The sequence below is a fragment of the Pedobacter anseongensis genome (assembly GCF_037482965.1).
Lineage (GTDB): Bacteria > Bacteroidota > Bacteroidia > Sphingobacteriales > Sphingobacteriaceae > Pedobacter > Pedobacter anseongensis.
Genome location: NZ_JBBHKB010000003.1, coordinates 248,502 through 268,999, shown reverse-complemented (window position 1 = coordinate 268,999; position 20,498 = coordinate 248,502). Strand labels below are relative to the sequence as shown.

The window sequence follows — 20,498 nt, the reverse complement described above, 5'->3', positions numbered from 1 at the left end:
CGATGAGGAAGAAAATTCTACTTTTTTTAGTTTTTTTTAGTGTATTTAGCTTTGGTTATGCACAAGATGGAGCAAGAAAAGTAATTAATATAGACAACGATTGGAATTTCTATCAAGGAACTTCAGCCGGGTTAGCGAGAAAAATAAACCTTCCACATACATGGAATGCTTTTGATGTAATGGATGATGAACCGGGTTATTTTAGGGGCATTGGCTGGTACAACAAAAAATTAAAGCTTAAACCTGAATGGAAGGGAAAGAAACTCTTTTTGCATTTCGAAGGGGCTAATCAAGAAACGGCAGTTTACTTAAACGATAAAAAAATAGCCAACCATATTGGTGGATATACGGCTTTTACGGTGCCTTTAGAACGGTTAAAATTTAACGGAACCGATTATATTGCTGTAAAAGTTGATAACAGCTACAATAAAGACATTGTTCCTTTAACTGCCGATTTTACGTTTTTTGGAGGGATTTATCGAAGTGTTTCATTAATGGTGCTCGAAAATGCCTATTTCGAGGGTAAACAGTATGCAACCAATGGGGTATATGTGCATGCAGAAGATGTTTCACAAACCGCGGCAAAAGTGATTGTAAATGGCCAGGTGACCAGTGCTTTTGGCCTTTCCAAAAAACTAAACTTGGTAAGTACTTTATCAGATGCTACGGGTAAAAAAATTAAGGAAGTTAAATCAGCTGTTACCATAGAACCCGGTAAGACAATTTCTTTCCAACTCCCTGCGCTTTTGGTAGCCTCGCCAAGGTTGTGGTCGCCAGAAAACCCTTATTTATACCAAGCTACCACGCAATTAGTCGACAGCAAAAGCGGAAAAATTATTGATGAAGTAAAGACCGATATAGGTTTACGTTTCTTTAGTTTCGATTCGAATAAAGGCTTTTTCTTGAATGGGATGTCGTATAAACTTATCGGTGCAAGTCGCCACCAAGATTTTGCCCGAATGGGAAATGCCGTTCCTGCTTCATTACAAGTTAAAGATATTGCGCTATTAAAAGAAATGGGTGGCAATTTTTTACGGGTTGCGCATTACCCCCAAAATCAGGCTGTACTCGATGCCTGTGATCGTTTGGGTATTTTAACTTCGGTAGAGATTCCAATCGTAAATGAGATTACCGAATCGGAAGCATTTAATGCGAATTGCATAACCATGCAATTAGAAATGATTAAGCAGAACTATAACCACCCAAGTGTGATTATATGGGCCTATATGAACGAGGTGCTGCTTAAAATGAGGTATAACAACGAACCTGAAAAGAAGCAAAAATATTTAAAAAGCATCGAAAATTTAGCACAATTGCTAGACGATTTAACGCGAAAAACCGATCCAACACGTTATACCATGTTAAGTAATCATGGTGATGTAAGTGGGTACATTAAAGCAGGATTGGTAAAAATCCCACAACTTGTTGGATGGAACCTGTATCAAGGCTGGTATGGTGGTAAATCGGAAGATTTTGGGCCGGGTTTAGATAAAATACATGCGCAAATGCCCGATAAGCCTATTTTGGTAACTGAATTTGGGGCCGATGTAGATCCTAGAATTCATGCTTTTTCGCCGGTAAAATTCGATAAAAGTTTAGAGTATGGCCTGCTTTACCATCAAATTTATATCGATGCCATTTTAAAACGGCCATTTGTTGCGGGTGCTGCAGTATGGAATTTAGCTGATTTTAATTCAGAAACACGTGGCGAAACCATGCCACATGTAAACAATAAGGGCTTATTAACCTTAGATAGGCAGCCAAAAAACACCTATTATTTATACAAAGCAAATTTCCAGAGCAAACCATTTCTAAAAATTGGAAACGGAAGTTGGCCGTTAAGGGGTGGAGTTGCCTTACCAAACGAAAATTCCTTAACTCAGAACCTTCAGGTAATGGCAAATACTGATAGTATTTCTTTATGGGTGAATGGAAGATTTATGGGTAAAAATAAAGTTCAAAAAGGTGTAACCACTTGGCCTGTACCTTTTAACTCGGGAATTAATCAAATTAAAGCAGTTTCGTATGTTAAGGGCATAAAACTTGAAGATACGATAACTGTTAATTTTAAGTTAATACCATTTTCGTTAAGTAATAGTACTTCTTCGCTTGCATTAAATATTTTAATGGGCGCCCAGCGTCAGTTTATAGACGAGCAAAAGAACGAACTTTGGATACCTAGTCAAATTTATGCACCGGGCTCTTGGGGAAGCATTGGGGGCGAAATTTTTAAAATAAAAAATAGCGGCCGACAAAGCTATGGTACCGATAAAAATATTATAGGTACAGTGCAAGATCCTATTTATCAAACCCAATTAATTGGTTTAGAGGCTTATCAATTAGATGTACCGAAAGGTAAATACGAACTTACTTTACACTTTGCAGAGTTAATGGGCAGTGCTAATCAATCGAATTTACCCTATAACCTGGATAGCTTAATTGCCACAAACAAAGAAATGCCCGAGCAAAGAATTTTTGATGTTTATTTAAACGATAAACAGGTAATTAAAAACATTAACCTCGCTTCGACTTATGGAGCTGCCCATAGTGTACAAAAGAAATTAGAGTGCATAGTGGCAGATGATAAGGGAATGAAGTTAATTTTTAAAGGAATTAAGGGTAAGGCAGTATTAAATGCACTGCAAGTGCGGAGGGTGGAGTAGGTAATTTCGAATAAGACCAAATGATACAAATGAACCAATTGCCAAAACGAATTTTATCTATAGACGTGTTACGTTCGATCATAATGTTCTTGATGATTTTCGTGAATGACGTTGCGGGTGTAGATCGTATACCGAAATGGATTGAGCATACAGCAGCAGATTACGATGGAATGGGTTTTTCGGATCTTATTTTTCCCGCATTTTTGTTCATTGTAGGCCTGTCTTTGCCTTTTGCCATTCAAGGCAGAATTAAGAACGGCGATTCGTATGTTAGCCTAGTAATTTATATCGTACTAAGGGCATTGGCCTTAATTGTAATGGGCTTTTTTCATGTAAATATGGAAAGTTATACTTACGATCAAGCGGTATTGTCTTATCCTGTTTTTATGATCATATTAACGGTTGGTTTCTTTTTAATTTGGCTAGACTATCCCGAAAAAATAAATAAATTGTTAAAGTATGGGTTAATTACTTTAGGTGTTTTAACCGTTGTAACAATGGCTTATTTATACAAGGGTGGAAGTGCCGACCATCCAAAAGGCTTGGAACCCTCATGGTGGGGCATATTGGGGATTATTGGTTGGGCTTATTTATTTTCGGCAGTCGTTTATCTTTTAACCTATAGAAAACCTGTATTGCTTTTAATCGCTTTCATCATTTTCGCCTTAATTAATATTACCAGTCATATGGATCTACTTCATGTAGAGTTATGGACCATTGGCGATGCCTCTTCGATTACTTTGATGCTGGGTGGGACGGTAATTTCTACCTTATATGCGTTATTTATTAGCAAGGGCGAAGACAAAAAATTATGGATTGGGTTAACCGCTGCAGGTTTAGCCTGCATTTTATTCGGCTTTATTATACGCCCCTATACCGGGGGGATTTCTAAGATTTACAGTACGCCTGCATGGGTATTTATTTGCATGGGAATAACAGTATTGATATTCGAACTCCTTATATATAAGGTAGATAGAAAAGGCAAAAAGAACTGGTTCAATTTTATTAAACCTGCAGGTACCAGTACCTTAACTTGTTATTTGGTGCCGTATTTGCTTTACTCGTTATTGTCATTAATACATTTTAAGTATTCGTATGCGCTAACCTATGGGATTGGTGGCATATTAAGGTCGTTCTTTGTGGCGTTTGTAGTGATTAGAATTGTAGCGCTTATGGAGAATAGGGGGATAAGATTGAAGGTTTAGGAAGTTGTGAGTTGTGAGATTGGGTGCATAACGAATAGCCGGAAAAAGAAACTTTGCGTTCTTTGTGTCCTTTGCGGTTAAAATAAAAAACCATTAAGGGATTAAGAAATTTAAGGTATGTCAAACTTAATTTTCTTAACTTCTTAATATTAAAAATATAATTATGGTAACATTAATAAATAAAATAAATACACTCTTCTTCATGCTTATTGCGGTAGTGGTGTTATTAGCCATGAAAAAGGCCAGTAAAAAACCAGTAGTAATTGGTTATGTAACGGGTTATAATGGCTTAATCGATCCCGAGACCATTAATGCCAAGCAATTAACGCATATTAATTATGCTTTCGTAAACGTAAAGAATAATCAGGCCTATCTCGATAACGAAAAAAGAGATACCGAGAATTTTAAACGATTAAACAGCCTTAAGCAAAAAAATCCAGCCCTACAGCTTTTAATCTCTATCGGAGGCTGGTCGTGGAGCGAAAATTTTTCGAACGCCGTATTAACCGACTCCTTACGGAAGAATTTTGCTGCAAGTGCTGTAAACATTATTCGTAAGCATCAATTAGATGGGGTAGATATCGATTGGGAATATCCAGGTATGCCTGGTGAAGCTGGAAATGTATATCGCCCAGACGACAAGCAAAACTTTACCTTAATGTTCGAAGCCATTAGAAAAGAGTTAGATGTGCTAGAAAAAGAAACAGGCAAAAAGAAATGGTTAACCACCGCAACAGGCGGATTTCCATCGTTCTTAACTACTACCGATATGGGCAAGGCTCAGCAGTATTTAGATTTTATTAATCTCATGACTTACGATTATTACCCTTGGAAAGTAGCAGGCCACCATACCAATTTATTTGAATCTAAAATGTATCCATCCGATAATTCGGCAGATAAAGCGATTAAAGCTTATATAGAAGCGGGTGTTCCGGCGTCGAAAATTGTAATGGGAATTGCCTTTTATGGTAAGGGGTTGAAATTAACGTCAAATTCAGAAATTGGCTTAGGCGATAGCCTTGCATCTTCGGGATATCAATCTGGCAAGGGATTTACCTTTTTAAAAGATAGTTTAATTAATAAAAAAGGTTTTGTAGCCTTTAAAGACGACGATGCAAAAGCTCCTTATTTATTTAATACCGAAACCAAACAATTTATTACCTATGATGATGAATGGTCGGTAGCCAACAAATGCGAGTATGTGCTGAAAAATAAACTTGGCGGTGTAATGTTTTGGGAATATCACTCAGACAAAAAGGGATATTTGCTCGAACAGATTACCAAGAGTTTCAAATAAATAAAGAAAATAGAATTTATGTTAAAAAGAATTTGTTTCGTATTGTTAGTACTTACTTTCAAACTTTCATCAGCGCAAACCAGTAAGCGGTTGCTAAACGATTGGGAGTTTGTTAAGCAAGATTTAGGTGGCATTTGGGAAGCGGTGCGTCCCGTTAAATTAGGGCAGCCCGAGGAACTTCCCTTTTGGCAAAAAGTAAGTCTACCGCATTGCTTTAATGCTACCGATGCCGTAGATCCTGATGTAAATTATTATCAAGGCCCAGGTTGGTACCGAACCAATTTAACCGTCGAAAATCCTTATGCCAATGGCCGAACACTTTTGCATTTTGAAGGCGCAGGTCAGAAAACAAGTGTATACATCTACACAATTAAAGTAGCCGAGCATGTAGGGGGATACGACGAATGGACAGTGGATTTAACGAAAGCGATCGCCGATTTTAAGAAATTGCCAGTTTTTACCACTCAATTTAAAGGAAAGATTCCATTAGTTATCCGCTGCGATAATTCGAGAGATTTAGAGATGATTCCATCCAATTTATCTGATTTTAACGTCTATGGAGGCATTTATCGTTATTTAAATCTCGTGTATGCGCCTCCGTTATCCGTCGATAAGGTATTTGCAAAAGCAAGTGTAGATGCGAAAGGAAGTTTGGGGAAATTAACGGTTAAAGCACGTTTATTTAATCCTGAAAATATTAAAACAGCCGATATTTCCATCAACATTGTTGATCCAAATGGAAAAAGTATTGCCACTTTTAATAAGCCTATAACCACCTTTAACGGCGATTCATTACTATGGGAAACCACGTTAAAAACACCAAAACTATGGTCTACTGAACTTCCCCAACAGTACCAAGTTACATTTAGTGTTACTGCAGGTGGTGTTACTACAACCTTAACCGAAAAAGTTGGTTTCAGAAATTTCGAATTCGTTAAAAAAGGACCATTTATGCTCAATGGTAAAAGATTGTTGCTAAGAGGAACACATCGGCACGAGGATCATGCAGGTGTTGCAGCGGCAATGACCGAAGAAATGATCGTTACCGAGATGAAACTGATGAAAGAAATGGGCGTTAATTTTATCCGCCTCGGTCATTACCAACAATCGCGAATAGTACTTAATCTATGCGATAGTTTGGGAATTTTGGTATGGGAAGAGATTCCTTGGTGTAGAGGTGGTTTAGGTGGATCCGTTTATCAAGAACAAGCCAAACGAATGCTCACCAATATCATTGAACAGCATTATAACCACCCTTCTATTTTGATTTGGGGATTGGGGAATGAGAACGATTGGCCAGGCGATTTTACCGAATTCGATCAACAGAAAATTAGATCGTTTATGAAAGAACTAAACGATCTTTCGCATCGATTAGACCCTTCGAGAAGTACTGCCATTAGGCGATGCGATTTCTGTAGAGATATTGTAGATGTGTACTCTCCCTCAATTTGGGCGGGATGGTATCGTGGCATTTATACCGAATACAAAGACGTTTCGCTCGAAGAATTTAACAAATCTGATCGCTTTTTACATGTAGAGTGGGGTGGCGATAGTCATGCCCGTAGACATTCAGAAAGTCCGGATAACGCCCTAAGCAAAATTAAACAAGGTGGCGGCGCCGATGAGCGGGCCGGCGACGCATCGTTATACGGTGGTGCTGCGCGTGTGAGTAAGGATGGCGACTGGAGTGAAAGTTATATTGCTAATCTAATCGACTGGCATTTAAAAGAACAAGAAACCATGCCATGGCTCAGTGGAACGGCCTATTGGCCTTTTAAAGATTTTTCTACACCCATTAGGCCCGAAAACCCCGTGCCTTATGTAAACCAAAAGGGAGTAGTAGAACGTGATTTTACGAAGAAGGAAGCCTTTTATATTTTCCAATCCTATTGGACTAGCACTCCCATGGTTCACATTTATGGGCATACTTGGCCCGTACGTTGGGGCGAGCCCGGTGAAGCTAAAATGGTGAAAGTGTATTCGAATTGTGATGATGCCGAGTTATTTGTAAACGGTAAAAGTTATGGCGTTAACAAAAGAAACAGCCAGGATTTTCCAGCCGCGGGTTTGCGTTGGTTAGTGCCGATGGATAAAGGGAAGTATAGCTTTAAAGTAGTCGGTAAAAAAGGGAAAGTAACGGTTGTTGACGAGATTCAGCAAGAATACCAAACAGAGAAATGGTCTACACCGGCAAAATTAACCTTAACCAAAATTGAAGAAAAGAATGGGATGGCTACGTTAGAAGTAAAGTTATTGGATGCAAATGGAATATTGTGCTTAGATGCCATTAATTTGGTTGAATTCGATTTAATAGGTGATGGGGAATTGATTAAAGATCAAGGTACATCTTCAGCTTCTTCTAAGGTTCAATTGTACAATGGCAGGGCGATTATTAAAATGAAAGTAAAAGGGAAGAGTGTGGTGAGTGTGAAGAGTAAGGATTTGAGGACGGTATTTTTAGAGATATGAGTTGGGGGTTGCCTGTTGTGAGCTTGGGTGTATAGGGGATTTACCTTGAAAAATCGTGATCTCGACGATAGGTGAGATCTAAATGGAGAGTTGTTTTGGATTTTATAGGCTTAGCGTCATTGCGAGGTACGAAGCAATCTTAAAGAGGTATTAAGTAAGGAGATTGCTTCGCGCCTCGGAATGACGACAGTGAAAATAATTAAGAATAAAAAAATAAAATGAACCTAAAAATTACTACATGCAAGTTACGCAAGCCAATTTACCTAGTTACGATGCTTTGCTTATTCGCATTAACTTCTTTCTCTCAAACCATTAAAACCCAAGCAACAGCGGTGCTTAAACAACAAATTTTAACCGAAGCAGCTTGGGCCATGCAGCAAAAACCAGTTACGGTTACTGCAGAAAGTTCTCCTTTAAGCTCAGGTGGTAGGCACGATTTCTTTTCTCAGGCCGATTATTTCTGGCCTAATCCTGCAAATCCGACTGGACCGTATATCAATAAAGACGGCGAAACCAATCCGAATAATTTCGTAGCGCACCGCAAAGCGATGATTCGGTTTAGTACCATTGTTGGCGCTTTAGCGTCTGCATATCAGCTAACTGGCGAAGAAAAATATGTTAACCAAGCTTTAATCCATATTAACGCTTGGTTTGTGAGCCCTGAAACGCTGATGAATCCAAATTTATCCTTTTCTCAAGCGGTTATTGGATCCTCATCAGGTAGAAGCTGGGGCATTATCGATACTATTCATTTGATGGAGGTAGCGCAGGGAATTTTTGTGATGCAAAATGCAAAAGCATTTGATAAGTCAATTTTAGCAACTACAAAAAAATGGTTTGCCGATTATATACTTTGGCTTAATACAAGTAAAAATGGCGTAGCTGAAAAACTCTCTGCAAACAATCATAGTGCCTGCTGGGTAATGCAAGTAGCCTCTTTTGCCAAATTATGTGATGATCAAGCGATGTTGGATTCGTTAAGATGGCGCTATAAAAATGTATTGTTGCCCAAGCAAATGGCAGTTGATGGAAGTTTCCCTTTAGAATTAGCCCGTACAAAGGCTTATGGCTACTCGATTTTTAACTTGGATACCTTTACCCTGATATGCCACATTTTGTCGACTCCAACCGATAATTTATGGAAATTTGAAACCGGCGATAAAAAGTCGATATACAAGGGAATTTCGTATTTATATCCATTTGTTGCCAATAAAAATAATTGGATATTGAAACCCGATATAATGTTTTGGGACAATTGGCCAGTAGCACAACCCTTTCTCATATTCGGAGCAAATAACTTTAAGAACCAGCAATGGTTTAATACATGGAAAAAATTAGATCAAAAACCAACAAACGAAGAAGTGATACGAAATTTGCCGGTAAGGCATGCCCTGTTGTGGTTGTAGGAGTTGCGGGTTTAAAGGGATTCGTCATCTCGAGTGAGTGTAACGACGAGAGAACTAGGGGTTAAATGTATAACTATCTCCTCGCTACGCTCGTTCGATATGACGATGCTAAGAAGGGATTAAAACAAAAAATATTAACTAACTATTTCTACGTTCGATATTACGAAAGAAAGTGAAAATGAAGTAAGACAATGAATAATGCCTCTTAAAAATGAAAGAAACAATATACTTTTCACAGCTTAAAGCAATACTAACCTTAGCGTTAATGCTATGTTTTATAGGTGCTTTTAGCCAAGAAAAATGGGAATCTCAATATGTTAAAATCCAACCCAACGGGAAACTATACTACATTCCCGACGAGCAAGGTAATGTTATACCCGACTTTAGTCGAGTGGGTTATCATCAAAATACTAAACCTATTCCTAAAGTAAAAACGGTTATCACTCTTTCGGCAACTGGTGATAATGATCAACAGAAAATACAGGAAGCTATAGACGAATTGGCGAAAAGGCCGGCCAACAAAGATGGCATCCGCGGTGCAATTTTATTAAAAAAAGGAACCTATAAAATACCAGGTAGCCTTAGAATCTCTACCAGTGGAATTGTGCTGAGAGGCGAGGGCAACGAAACCAAATTAATCGCTACCGGTAAAGGGCAGCGGAAAACCATTGTGGCAAGTGGAACAGGAAAAGCAATTGAAATACCGAATACTAGAACTAAAATTTCGGATGTCTATGTTCCCGTTGGCGCTAAGAGTTTTCGATTAGGCTCAGTAGCGGGTTTAAAGGTTGGCGATCTTATTATGGTGTTCAGACCAGGAACAGATAATTGGATCAATGATCTAAAAATGGATCAGATAGCGCCTGGCAATAATACCGTGCAGTGGACAGGAGCTGCGTATAACTTCGATTTCGAGCGGGTAATTATGGCAATTAAAGACAATACGGTGTATTTAGATAACCCAATTGTGTTGGCCATGGAAACGAAATATGGCGGCGGCGAGATTTATAAATACACTTTCGATGGTAGAATTACAGAAGTTGGAATAGAAGATCTAGTGCTCGAATCTGAATTTGAAAGTGAAATAGACGAAGATCATGGATGGGATGCCATTTCGTTTAATCGGATAGCCGATAGCTGGGTAAGTGGTGTAACCAGTATGTATTTTGGTTATTCATGTGTAAACCTGGGTAATGAAAGTAAGCAAATCACCGTTAAAGATAGCAAGTGCTTAGCGCCAAAATCGCAGATTATAGGGGGCAGAAGGTATTCGTTTAATAACGACGGACAACTTAATCTTTTTATGAATTGCTTTGCATCAGAAGGAAGGCACGATTATGTTACCGGAGCAAAGGTGCGTGGACCGAATGTGTTTTTTAATTGCACTTCTGTAAATGCCCAAGCCGATAATGGACCACACCACCGTTTGGCCGTTGGTACACTTTTCGATAACCTTACCACCGATGGTGAAATAAACATTCAAGATCGAGGAAATTGGGGTACAGGGCATGGTTGGGCAGGAATAAATCAAGTAATTTGGAATTCGACAGCAGCAAAAGCCGCCATCCAAAATCCCTACGTAGGTGGTAAAAATTACGCCATTGGCTTTACGGCTCAAAAATACGAAGGTCGACTAACAGGAAGACCTGTTGGCATTTGGGAAGGACAAAATAAGAAGAACTTAAATCCATCATCCTTATATTTAAAACAAGTAGAAGATACAAAAACTAAAAAGTTATGAACAAAAAGGTTAATTTATTAGCGCTAATAATGTTGTCGGGTTTTTACCTCAATGCACAACAAGTTAACGTGGCGAAAGCCTTTGCCTCAGCCGCAAAGCAAACCGATATACTCATTAAGAACGTAGATTCGGCACGCAATGTAAAACCCACACTCGTTTCGCCACGAACAGTAGAAAATGGAGTTTTCAAAATGGTGAGTTCAAAAGATTGGACCAGCGGTTTTTTCCCTGCAGAGCTATGGTATTTTTACAAATATACCAAGGATAAAAAATATCTCGAATTGGCAAGAAAATATACAGAAGGCATCAAAAAAGAACAGTTCAATACCACTACACACGATTTAGGCTTTATGATTTATTGCCCGTTCGGTAATGGCTATAAACTTACAAAAGACCCAGCGTATAAGGATGTGATTATCCAAGCCGCCAAATCTCTTTCAACACGCTTTAACGCCAAATCGGGCGTAATTAAATCGTGGGATCACAATGGCGATAAATGGAAATTCCCCGTAATTATAGATAACATGATGAATTTGGAGTTATTGTTTGAGGCGAGCAAATTTACAGGAGATCAATCTTTCGCAAAAATTGCCATTACTCATGCCAATACCACCATGAAAAATCATTTCAGACCCGATTTTAGTTCGTGGCATGTAATCGATTATGATACACTAAGCGGAAATGTTCGAAACAAGCTTACTGCACAAGGGTATTCGAACGAATCAGCTTGGGCTCGTGGTCAGGCCTGGGGTCTATATGGCTATACCTTATGTTATCGCTACACTAAAAACGCTGCTTATTTAGCTCAGGCTGATGGGATTGCAGGTTTTATCTTGAACAGTAAAATCACACCGGCAGATGGTATTCCATACTGGGATTATAATGATCCAGCCATTCCAAATACCTCTCGAGATGCTTCGGCAGCAGCAATCACGGCGTCGGCCTTGTACGAATTGGCAACATACAGTAAATACGGGGCAAAGTACAAAGCAGCAGCTGATAAAATATTGGCTTCATTAAGTACAAAATATGCCAGTGCACCGGGCGCATCCTATGGCTTTTTATTAGAGCACAGTACGGGTCACCGCCCTGCAAAATCAGAGATCGATGTACCCATTAATTATGCCGATTATTATTATTTAGAAGCACTTTTAAGGTATAAGAATTTTAAGAAATAATATAATCGTCATTGCGAGGTATTATTTGTCCCGTCATTGCGAGGTACGAAAAATTAAAGAATAAAATTTTGATATAGATGAAAAATATAGTTTTTGTTTTATGGCGGTTGGTTAAGCATCCAATCTCGCAACCCACAACCTGCAACCTGCAACTCATAACCCGCAACTCGTTAATTCTAGCATTTAGTCTTATCAGTATATCTTCTATGGCTCAAGATTCATTAGATTTTAGTCAGAAAGTAGAAGTACGTAAAGTATTAAACAACTCGAGCGAGAATGCATCTTTTACCCCTTATGGTAAATTCAGTACCCGAACGGTGGCCAGCTTGAGTAACTATACCAAAAAGTTTGTTAAAACGGACATGTATGGTGGTAGGGCCGATAAAAAAACAAAAGCTACCGGGTTTTATCACGTAAAACAAGTAAATGGGCGTTGGTGGGCGATAGACCCATCGGGGAATTTATATCTTCATAATGCATTGGTTGCTGTTAGTATGGGAACGTCTGACCGTAATAAAACGGCTTTTGCAACCACCTTTGGCACGGAAGATCAATGGATGGTTAAAACTCAAAACATGATGATTGAGAATGGTTTTAACGGTGCTGGGGCTTGGTCTAATGCCAAGCTGATTGCGAAATCGCCCCTGCAAAAAACTAGGCCTTTAGCCTATACCATTAATCTCGATTTTATGAGCGCCTACGGCGATAAAAGAGGGGGAACCTATCAGGTACCCGGACATAAAGCCTATCCAAATAATGTGATTTTTGTGTTCGATCCTGCGTTCGAAGAGTTTTGCGACCAATATGCCAAAAGAGTAATTGAGAATAAAGACGATCCAAACCTTTTTGGCTATTTCTCTGATAACGAAATGCCACTTGGGATTAAGAATTTGGATGGGTATTTAACGTTGAAAGACCATAATGACCCCGGTTATATTGTCGCAAAAAAATGGATCGATGAGAATGGCATTATGGCAGATAAGTTAACCAATGCGAATCGTCTCGCTTTTTTAAGTGTAGTGGCCGATAGATATTTTTCAATTGTTGCTAAAGCCCTTAAAAAATACGACCCAAACCATATGTATTTGGGTTGTCGGTTTCATGGACAACAGGGCAATTTGGCCGAGTTATGGCAAGCTGCAGGCAAGTACACCGACGCCATTTCGATGAACTATTATAATGCATGGACACCAGATCAAGCTTTGATGGCCAAATGGACGCAGTGGTCGGGCAAACCTTTTATTATCACCGAGTGGTATGTAAAAGGTGATGATTCGGGCCTAGGCAATACCTCTGGTGCCGGATGGGTAGTTAAAACCCAAGCGGATAGGGGTGCGTTTTACCAGAATTTTACACTGGGCTTACTCGAATCGAAGAATTGTGTGGGTTGGCACTGGTTTAAGTACATGGATAACGATCCCCTGCAAAAAGGTGCAGAACCTTCAAATACCAATGCAAATAAGGGAGTAATAGATAATAATTACCAACTGTATACACCTTTAATGGATAAAATGAAAGAATTGAATCTGCAAATGTATTCGCTGGCTGATTTTTTTGATAAAAGGAAGTTTTGAATGGTGAGTTGTGGGTTTGGAGTGGAGGGTGCTTTGCAATGACATGCTTTCCGCAACGCTTCAAGATTTGTTACTTTTTCATTTAAAGAAAACCACGAAGTGCTCATGAAGCCAACTGAGATAATAAAAACTATTAAAAAAAATGAGGACCAATTCGGCAACTTCCGATAAAAAATAATTATGAAGCTATACCAAAGCCTATTCTTTGCCCTTTCGATTACATCCTCATTAGGTTGCGCAAAAAAAGAACAAACTACCATCGATCCGCCAGTTATCCCACCTGTTACTACAGCAGGTACGTTAAAAGATATGCCCTTTCCTTTCGGAGCTTCGGTAAATGCATCATTGTTAAGAAGTAATGCACAATATAAGGTGTTGGTAGTTAAAGAATATAGCAGCATCACGGCCGAAAATGCCATGAAATTTAATGCTACGCATCCTTTAGAAAATACTTTTACCTTTACTGATGCCGACGAAATTGTGGCCTTGGCACAGGCCAATGGAAAGCGCATGCACGGCCATACCTTAAACTGGTATAAGTCGTTGCCCTCATGGGTAACCAATTTTCAAGGCGATACAAAAGCCTGGGAGAATCTATTAAAGACGCATATTCAGACAGTAGTTGGTCACTTTAAAGGAAAGGTAGCTTCGTGGGATGTTGTAAACGAAGCTTTTGAAGATGATGGTACGCTTCGCAATAGCATCTGGGTACAAAAACTGGGTGCCGATTATATCGCAAGAGCCTTTCAATATGCTAACCAGGCCGACCCAGATGCACTCTTATTTTATAACGATTACGGACACGAATATAGTGCTATTAAACGCGCCGCCATATTAAATTTGGTGAACAACTTGAAGCGTAGAGGCATTCCCATTCATGGTATTGGATTACAAATGCATACACGTTATAATCAAAGTGATGCAAACATTACCTCAGCTATTACTTCAGCAGCTGCTACGGGTTTAAAGGTGCATATATCTGAACTGGATATTGCCCTTAATCCAAATAATATTGGAAATTTAACCTATACTTCAACCATGGCCGATCAGCAGTCGGCGAAATATAAATTCATCGTGAAAACCTATTATGAGATTCCAAAGGCACAACAATTTGGCATTACTACCTGGAATGTAACTGATGCCGATAGCTGGATTCCTGCCGAATATAATAGGCCCGATTGGCCCTTGCCGTTTGATAAAATGTATACGAGAAAAGCCGCCTATCAGGGAATATTGGATGGCGTAAAGTGAGTTTGGAATTTAGAGTTGCGGGTTGTGAGATTGCGTGCCTAAAATTAGTAAAAAATGAACTCAGTGGCCGCTGTGTAAACTCGGTGCCCGCTGTGTTAAAAAAAAACAATATATGAATACAATAAACAGCCTTGTCCTAATTTTAACTCTAGGATTAGCCTCAAGCGTTAGCGCTCAGAAGAAAACGATAGACCAGCGTGTCGATTCGGTAATGAAACTTATGACCCTGAAAGAGAAGATAGGTCAGCTAAACCAATACTCTGGACGAGAAGTAACAGGGCCGGCAAGCGATCGTAAGAATTACCTGCTTAACGACATTAAAAATGGCAGGGTTGGTTCGATGTTAAATGTAAAAGGCGTCAAAGATACTCGAGAAATTCAGGGAATAGCGATGCAGTCGCGCTTAAAAATTCCATTGTTGTTTAGTTTAGACGTAATTCATGGCTATAAAACCGTATTTCCAATTCCACTGGCCGAATCGGCTTCGTGGGATATGGAGGCTATTCGTGCTACTGCCCGTGTGGCAGCAGAAGAGGCAGCAGCTTCAGGCATTCATTGGACCTTTGCGCCAATGGTAGATATTGCACGCGATCCACGTTGGGGTCGTGTAATGGAAGGTGCAGGAGAAGATACCTATTTGGGTGCTGCTATCGCAAGGGCACGTGTTTTAGGCTTTCAGGGCAACAAACTCGGTGGGGTGGATGCAATTATGGCCTGTGCTAAACATTTTGCAGCATATGGTGCTGCTATGGCAGGTAGAGATTACAATCCGGTTGATATGAGCGAGCAGCAGTTGCAAGAGATCTACTTACCACCTTTTAAGGCTGCGGCCGATGCTGGCGTAGCTACCTTTATGAATTCATTTAATACCTTAAACGGAATACCCGCTACTGGGAATTCACATTTACAGCGCGATATTTTAAAAGGTGCATGGGGTTACAAAGGTTTTGTAGTGAGCGATTGGGGATCGATTAAAGAAATGATTCCTTGGGGATTTGCCAAAGATTTAAACGAATCGGCTAAATTAGCTATCGAGGCGGGCAGCGATATGGATATGGAGAGCGAGGCTTACAAAAAAGAATTAGAGAGTTTAGTTATTGGCGGTAAGGTAAATGTGAAGTTTGTAGATGATGCGGTGAGAAGAATTTTGTACAAGAAATTCGAATTAGGCTTGTTCGACGATCCCTATAAATTTTCTGACGAAAAACGTGAAGCGAAAGTAATGCACGATACTTCTTACAAGAAAATAGCATTAGCTGCTGCTCAAAAATCGATTGTTTTACTTAAAAATACGGCCAACCTCCTGCCTCTGCAGCAAAGCACAAAACGAATTGCGTTAATTGGTCCGCTCGTAAATGCAAAAAGAGACCAAGCAGGTAGCTGGGTAGTATACGCCGATACAGCGAACATTGTGAGTGTGCGCGAAGGCATGCGTGCTAAATTTGGTAACACGCAATTTAGTTATACGGAAGGTACTTCCATTACCGATACCAGTAAGGCGGGCTTTGGTGCAGCCATTGCCAATGCAAAAAACGCAGATGTAGTGGTAATGGTACTAGGCGAAAATGGCGAGATGACTGGAGAGTCGAAATCTCGCACCGATCTCAGTTTGCCTGGTATGCAAGAAGAATTGTTCAATGCTATTAAAGCAACTGGTAAACCAGTGGTAGTAGTTATGATGGCGGGTAGGCCTTTAGTGTTTAATAGCATTGCTGATAAAGCCGATGCGATTGTATATGCGTGGTTTTTAGGCGATCAAGGTGGTAATGCCATTGCCGATGTGCTAAGTGGGGCTTACAATCCCTCGGGCAAATTGCCGATGAGCTTTCCACGTAATGTTGGTCAAATCCCTATCTTTTATAATCATTATAATACGGGTAGACCCGTAACTAAAGCTACCGATATTCGTTATAAATCGGCCTATATCGACTCGCCAAACGATCCGCGATTTGCTTTTGGCTATGGCTTAAGTTATACATCTTTTGCCTACAGCGATTTAAAATTGGCTCAACCTGATGTAATAAAAGGACAGACCATGAAGTTAAGTTTTACGTTAACGAACACGGGTAAAGTAGCTGGAGAAGAAGTAGCACAATTATACCTGCAAGATAAAGTGGCATCGGTAGTTAGGCCGGTAAGAGAATTAAAAGATTTCGCCAAAGTGAAATTAAATCCAGGCGAGAGTAAAGTAATTACTTTTGAATTAAGCCCCGAGAAACTATCGTTCTATAAAGAAAAATTAGGTTGGATTACCGAACCCGGAGTTTTTAAGGTAATGATAGGTGGTTCGTCTGACAAGGTTAAATTGGAAGGGAGTTTTGAGTTACGCTAACGTTTACGTAACTATTTTTTCAAATACCGCTACAGGGAATTTTAATTTTAAGCTATCTTAGCCCTAGTGGTTTTTTAGTTTTTTGGGTCTGATTAAGCGCCCAGTCTAACCACCTAACCCACAAAACACCCAACCAACGAAAAAAACAAACACCCATTAACATGAACAAACTCGAACAAACTTGGCGCTGGTATGGTCCGATAGACCCGGTAAGCTTACAAGACGTGAAACAAGCTGGTGCTACAGGCATTGTAAGTGCTCTGCATCATATCCCACATGGTGAGGTATGGCCTTTAGCCGATATACAAGAGCGCAAAGCGATTATCGAGGCAGCGGGATTAACGTGGTCGGTAGTAGAGAGTGTGCCGGTACACGAAGCGATTAAAACGCGTAGACCGGGCGCTGAAAAATATCTTGAAAATTACAACACTTCGTTAAGAAACTTAGCTGCATGCGGGTTAAAAACGATATGCTATAACTTTATGCCTGTGTTAGATTGGACACGTACGCAATTGGATTTAACCATGGCCGATGGTTCGAAGGCTTTGTATTTTAACTGGATCGATCTAGCTATTTTCGATCTTTTCATCTTTAAAAGAGAAGGTGCTGCGGCCGATTACGACACCAATATTTTAGCAAAAGCTGAATTAAAATTTGGCACCATGAGTGCAGCCGAACTGGACGAGCTTAGGGTAAATGTACTTATGGGAATTCCTAACGAAAAAGAAATCGAAATCGAAACCTTACGTGCAAGTATCAACGAATACAAAGCCATTGGCAGAGAAGGATTAAAAGCAAATCTTGCGTGGTTTTTAGCGAACATTGCCGAAACCTGCAATAAGAACGGTATTAAAATGACCATACACCCCGATGATCCGCCGTATTCAATATTGGGTTTACCGCGTATTGCGAGTACAAAAGAAGATTTAGTGGATATTTTACGAAGCGTAGATCAAGAATTTAATGGCATTTGTTATTGCACAGGGTCGTTAGGTGCGGGGATGAGCAATAATTTAGTCGAAATTTTTGAAGCCGTAAAAGAACGCGTATACTTTTTACATTTGCGCAATGTTACCAAAGATGGAGTGGGTAATTTTTATGAAGCCGATCACCTAGGTGGTGATGTAAATATGTACGAAGTAATGAAAGTAGTAACTGCCGAAAATGCAAAGCGCAGTACGCCAATGCCTTTCCGTCCCGATCACGGTCATCAAATGTTAGATGATTTAAATAAAGTCACCAATCCGGGTTATTCTGCTATTGGTCGTTTACGTGGTTTAGCTGAGTTAAGAGGCTTAGAAATGGGTATTACTGGAAATTACTAGGTTTATTTACATTCCTGAGTTAAATTACCTACCAATTCTAGGATATTTAAGGATGAATTATAAAGAAGAGAAGCCGTAAAATAATCTACTCCAGTGTTTAGTACTTGATCAGCTTTGCTAAGCGGGAATATTTTACTTACATAGGTATCGCCATTATAGGTAGTGCTTAAATTATACTCATGGTCAACAATGAGTTGAATGCTATTTGTTGCATTGTCAATAATCCCGTTTTTAACATAGACATACGTAGACGAATTATTCGTTTTATCATTAATGGTAACCCAAGTATTTATTGGAGAGGTTATGTTTTTATTAGAACACTTTCCTATAAAATTTGCCTTCACTTTAATATATTCTATTGGTTTTGGCGGCGTAACCGGTCCCGTAGGCCCTGTAGGTGTTGTAATTACAGGGGTATTATCAATAGCTACGTTCACAACGCTAGTGGTGGTTGGGTCAAATGAAGGAGTTTGGCCCACCAGCTTCCCTTGACTGGAGTAAATAAAGAGTCGCATCGAGTTTACATTTGGCGTAGTTGGAAATGAATACCCGTATTTACCTTGTATGGTGGTATATACTGTTGTATTATTCACTAATGCCCCTTGTTGAAATAAGTTAGTCTGCGCTTGATAATTACTGATGTAAAATAAATAAATGTCTTTTGTGGTAAGGGCATGAATAGAATATCCGCCTGTAAATGGGCTAACGATAGGGTTAAAGTTAACAACTAATGAACGATTTAAAGGTTGTGGGATGGTCGAATACCCCCAAGATAAATTTTCGATGGCAGTGTTAGAAACCGTGTATTTTGCGATCAATTTGCCTCCGGTACCAGCCACAATTGTAGCGGGGGTGTTTTGAGTTTGATATCTCCCAGATGGACTGTAAGAAATCCACAGAGGTATCGTTTCTCCAACTTTTACTGGAGCTTTAGTTTCATAATTGATTAATCCATTGGGCAGTTCTTGGCTTATTTCTACAGGTTTCGAAAAATAAGCTACTTGGCTTGGGCCTGCAAACATATCTAGTTTTAGAACCCCCGCAGGTACGTAAGTTATTCCGTATGGGATAATGTTGCCGCTGCTGTTGTAGGCGTTTAAGGTGTTTATTCCTTGAGGAAAGGCAGCTTTTAAAGAAGAAGGAGAAGTGCCATAAAAAGTAACTGTCGATCTAAGCGCATCCGCATCAATTAATTTATTGCTGCCATTTCGCATTTCGGTACCCATAGGTATGGTGATGGTTACTTTTTCGCTTAGCAGAGGTGTAGTTGTGGTAGTGATGGTAATGGCTTCTGTGGTTATGCCATTCTTTAAAATAGTTTCTGAATTTATTACCGAAGTGCCACTAACCTTGGTGGTAAAATCGAAAGCAGGGATTACAAATACCAACGACGAATCGTTAGTAACTACAATATTTTTGGCAATGGTCTCGTATCCTGGAATTTCTGCATTAATGGTAAAGTTAATGGGGTTTGAGGGTGTTGGTTTAGCCTTGGCGGTTAAGGCTAGGGGAATTATTCCTTGAGAAACTTTAAAGTTAGTGCCTCCTGTGCCCATTTGCACAAAAGCAGCGTCTTTTCCTGTAATGGTAATAGCAAAATCTCCAATTTTATTACCTGAATTTGGATTTGCATTTTCGAAACGTACTAAAAATGGAGATTTAAATAGGCTAGTTGTATTTACGTTTATTTCTACTCCTGCAGAAGGATCTTTACAATTTGAAAGGGATAGGATTAAAAACAGTAAGCAAAATCTTAAATAGGCAGCTTTTTTCATGATGGGGAACCGAAATAATTAGAAATAATAGAAAGCGCTATTTGTCTTACAAAAAAAAGATGCTAATTAATAGTAATAATAAGCAAAAATACAGCTTTTTCGATAGAAAAAACTAATTTATTGAACCGTGATTTTTTGATTAGAGCAATTTTGTGTGGTAATTAATGATTTTTAATTTCTTGATTTTGAATGCTTAAGACCTTAAGTTAATTCTTATTACATTAGCATGAGTTATTATGTTTTATGATTAATAAATTTTCTTTTTAGTTAATAAATTAGTTT

The 20,498-nt window shown here is 39.3% G+C and carries 12 protein-coding genes; 11 read left to right on the top strand and 1 reads right to left on the bottom strand.

Going from position 1 to position 20,498, the window contains the following annotated elements:
• The first annotated feature begins 2 nt into the window (after window positions 1-2).
• From WG904_RS11935 to uxuA, 11 genes are all read left to right on the top strand, one after another.
• Window positions 3-2,663: a glycoside hydrolase family 2 TIM barrel-domain containing protein gene (locus tag WG904_RS11935; protein ID WP_339579549.1), complete on the top strand. Its 2,661-nt coding sequence runs from the start codon at window positions 3-5 to the stop codon at window positions 2,661-2,663.
• Between the two features lie 20 nt (window positions 2,664-2,683).
• On the top strand, window positions 2,684-3,868 hold the full coding sequence (locus tag WG904_RS11930; protein ID WP_339579548.1) for a DUF5009 domain-containing protein: 1,185 nt from the start codon (window positions 2,684-2,686) through the stop codon (window positions 3,866-3,868).
• A 163-nt stretch (window positions 3,869-4,031) separates the two neighbouring features.
• Window positions 4,032-5,165, top strand: a complete 1,134-nt coding sequence (locus tag WG904_RS11925) for a glycoside hydrolase family 18 protein (protein WP_339579547.1) — start codon at window positions 4,032-4,034, stop codon at window positions 5,163-5,165.
• 18 nt (window positions 5,166-5,183) lie between these two features.
• Window positions 5,184-7,634 (top strand): glycoside hydrolase family 2 TIM barrel-domain containing protein, encoded by a 2,451-nt coding sequence (locus WG904_RS11920; protein ID WP_339579546.1) that lies wholly within the window; start codon window positions 5,184-5,186, stop codon window positions 7,632-7,634.
• A gap of 218 nt (window positions 7,635-7,852) precedes the next feature.
• Window positions 7,853-9,040, top strand: coding sequence for an alginate lyase family protein (locus tag WG904_RS11915; RefSeq protein ID WP_339579545.1), 1,188 nt, complete (start codon window positions 7,853-7,855; stop codon window positions 9,038-9,040).
• 211 nt (window positions 9,041-9,251) lie between these two features.
• On the top strand, window positions 9,252-10,781 hold the full coding sequence (locus WG904_RS11910) for a hypothetical protein (RefSeq protein WP_339579544.1): 1,530 nt from the start codon (window positions 9,252-9,254) through the stop codon (window positions 10,779-10,781).
• Window positions 10,778-11,959 (top strand): glycoside hydrolase family 88 protein, encoded by a 1,182-nt coding sequence (locus tag WG904_RS11905; protein ID WP_339579543.1) that lies wholly within the window; start codon window positions 10,778-10,780, stop codon window positions 11,957-11,959. Before WG904_RS11910 ends, WG904_RS11905 begins: the two co-directional genes overlap by 4 nt.
• 77 nt (window positions 11,960-12,036) lie before the next feature.
• Window positions 12,037-13,533, top strand: coding sequence for a hypothetical protein (locus WG904_RS11900; RefSeq protein ID WP_339579542.1), 1,497 nt, complete (start codon window positions 12,037-12,039; stop codon window positions 13,531-13,533).
• Window positions 13,534-13,713: 180 nt separating this feature from the next.
• Window positions 13,714-14,784, top strand: coding sequence for an endo-1,4-beta-xylanase (locus tag WG904_RS11895; protein WP_339579541.1), 1,071 nt, complete (start codon window positions 13,714-13,716; stop codon window positions 14,782-14,784).
• A gap of 112 nt (window positions 14,785-14,896) precedes the next feature.
• Entirely contained in the window at window positions 14,897-17,116 is a 2,220-nt protein-coding gene (gene bglX / locus WG904_RS11890; RefSeq protein WP_339579540.1) for a beta-glucosidase BglX, read from the top strand.
• A gap of 161 nt (window positions 17,117-17,277) precedes the next feature.
• Window positions 17,278-18,441 (top strand): mannonate dehydratase, encoded by a 1,164-nt coding sequence (gene uxuA / locus WG904_RS11885; RefSeq protein ID WP_339579539.1) that lies wholly within the window; start codon window positions 17,278-17,280, stop codon window positions 18,439-18,441.
• Window positions 18,442-18,443: 2 nt separating this feature from the next.
• Here uxuA and WG904_RS11880 read toward each other — a convergent pair whose 3' ends face one another.
• Window positions 18,444-20,216: a hypothetical protein gene (locus WG904_RS11880; RefSeq protein WP_339579538.1), complete on the bottom strand. Its 1,773-nt coding sequence runs from the start codon at window positions 20,214-20,216 to the stop codon at window positions 18,444-18,446.
• Window positions 20,217-20,498: the final 282 nt, after the last annotated feature.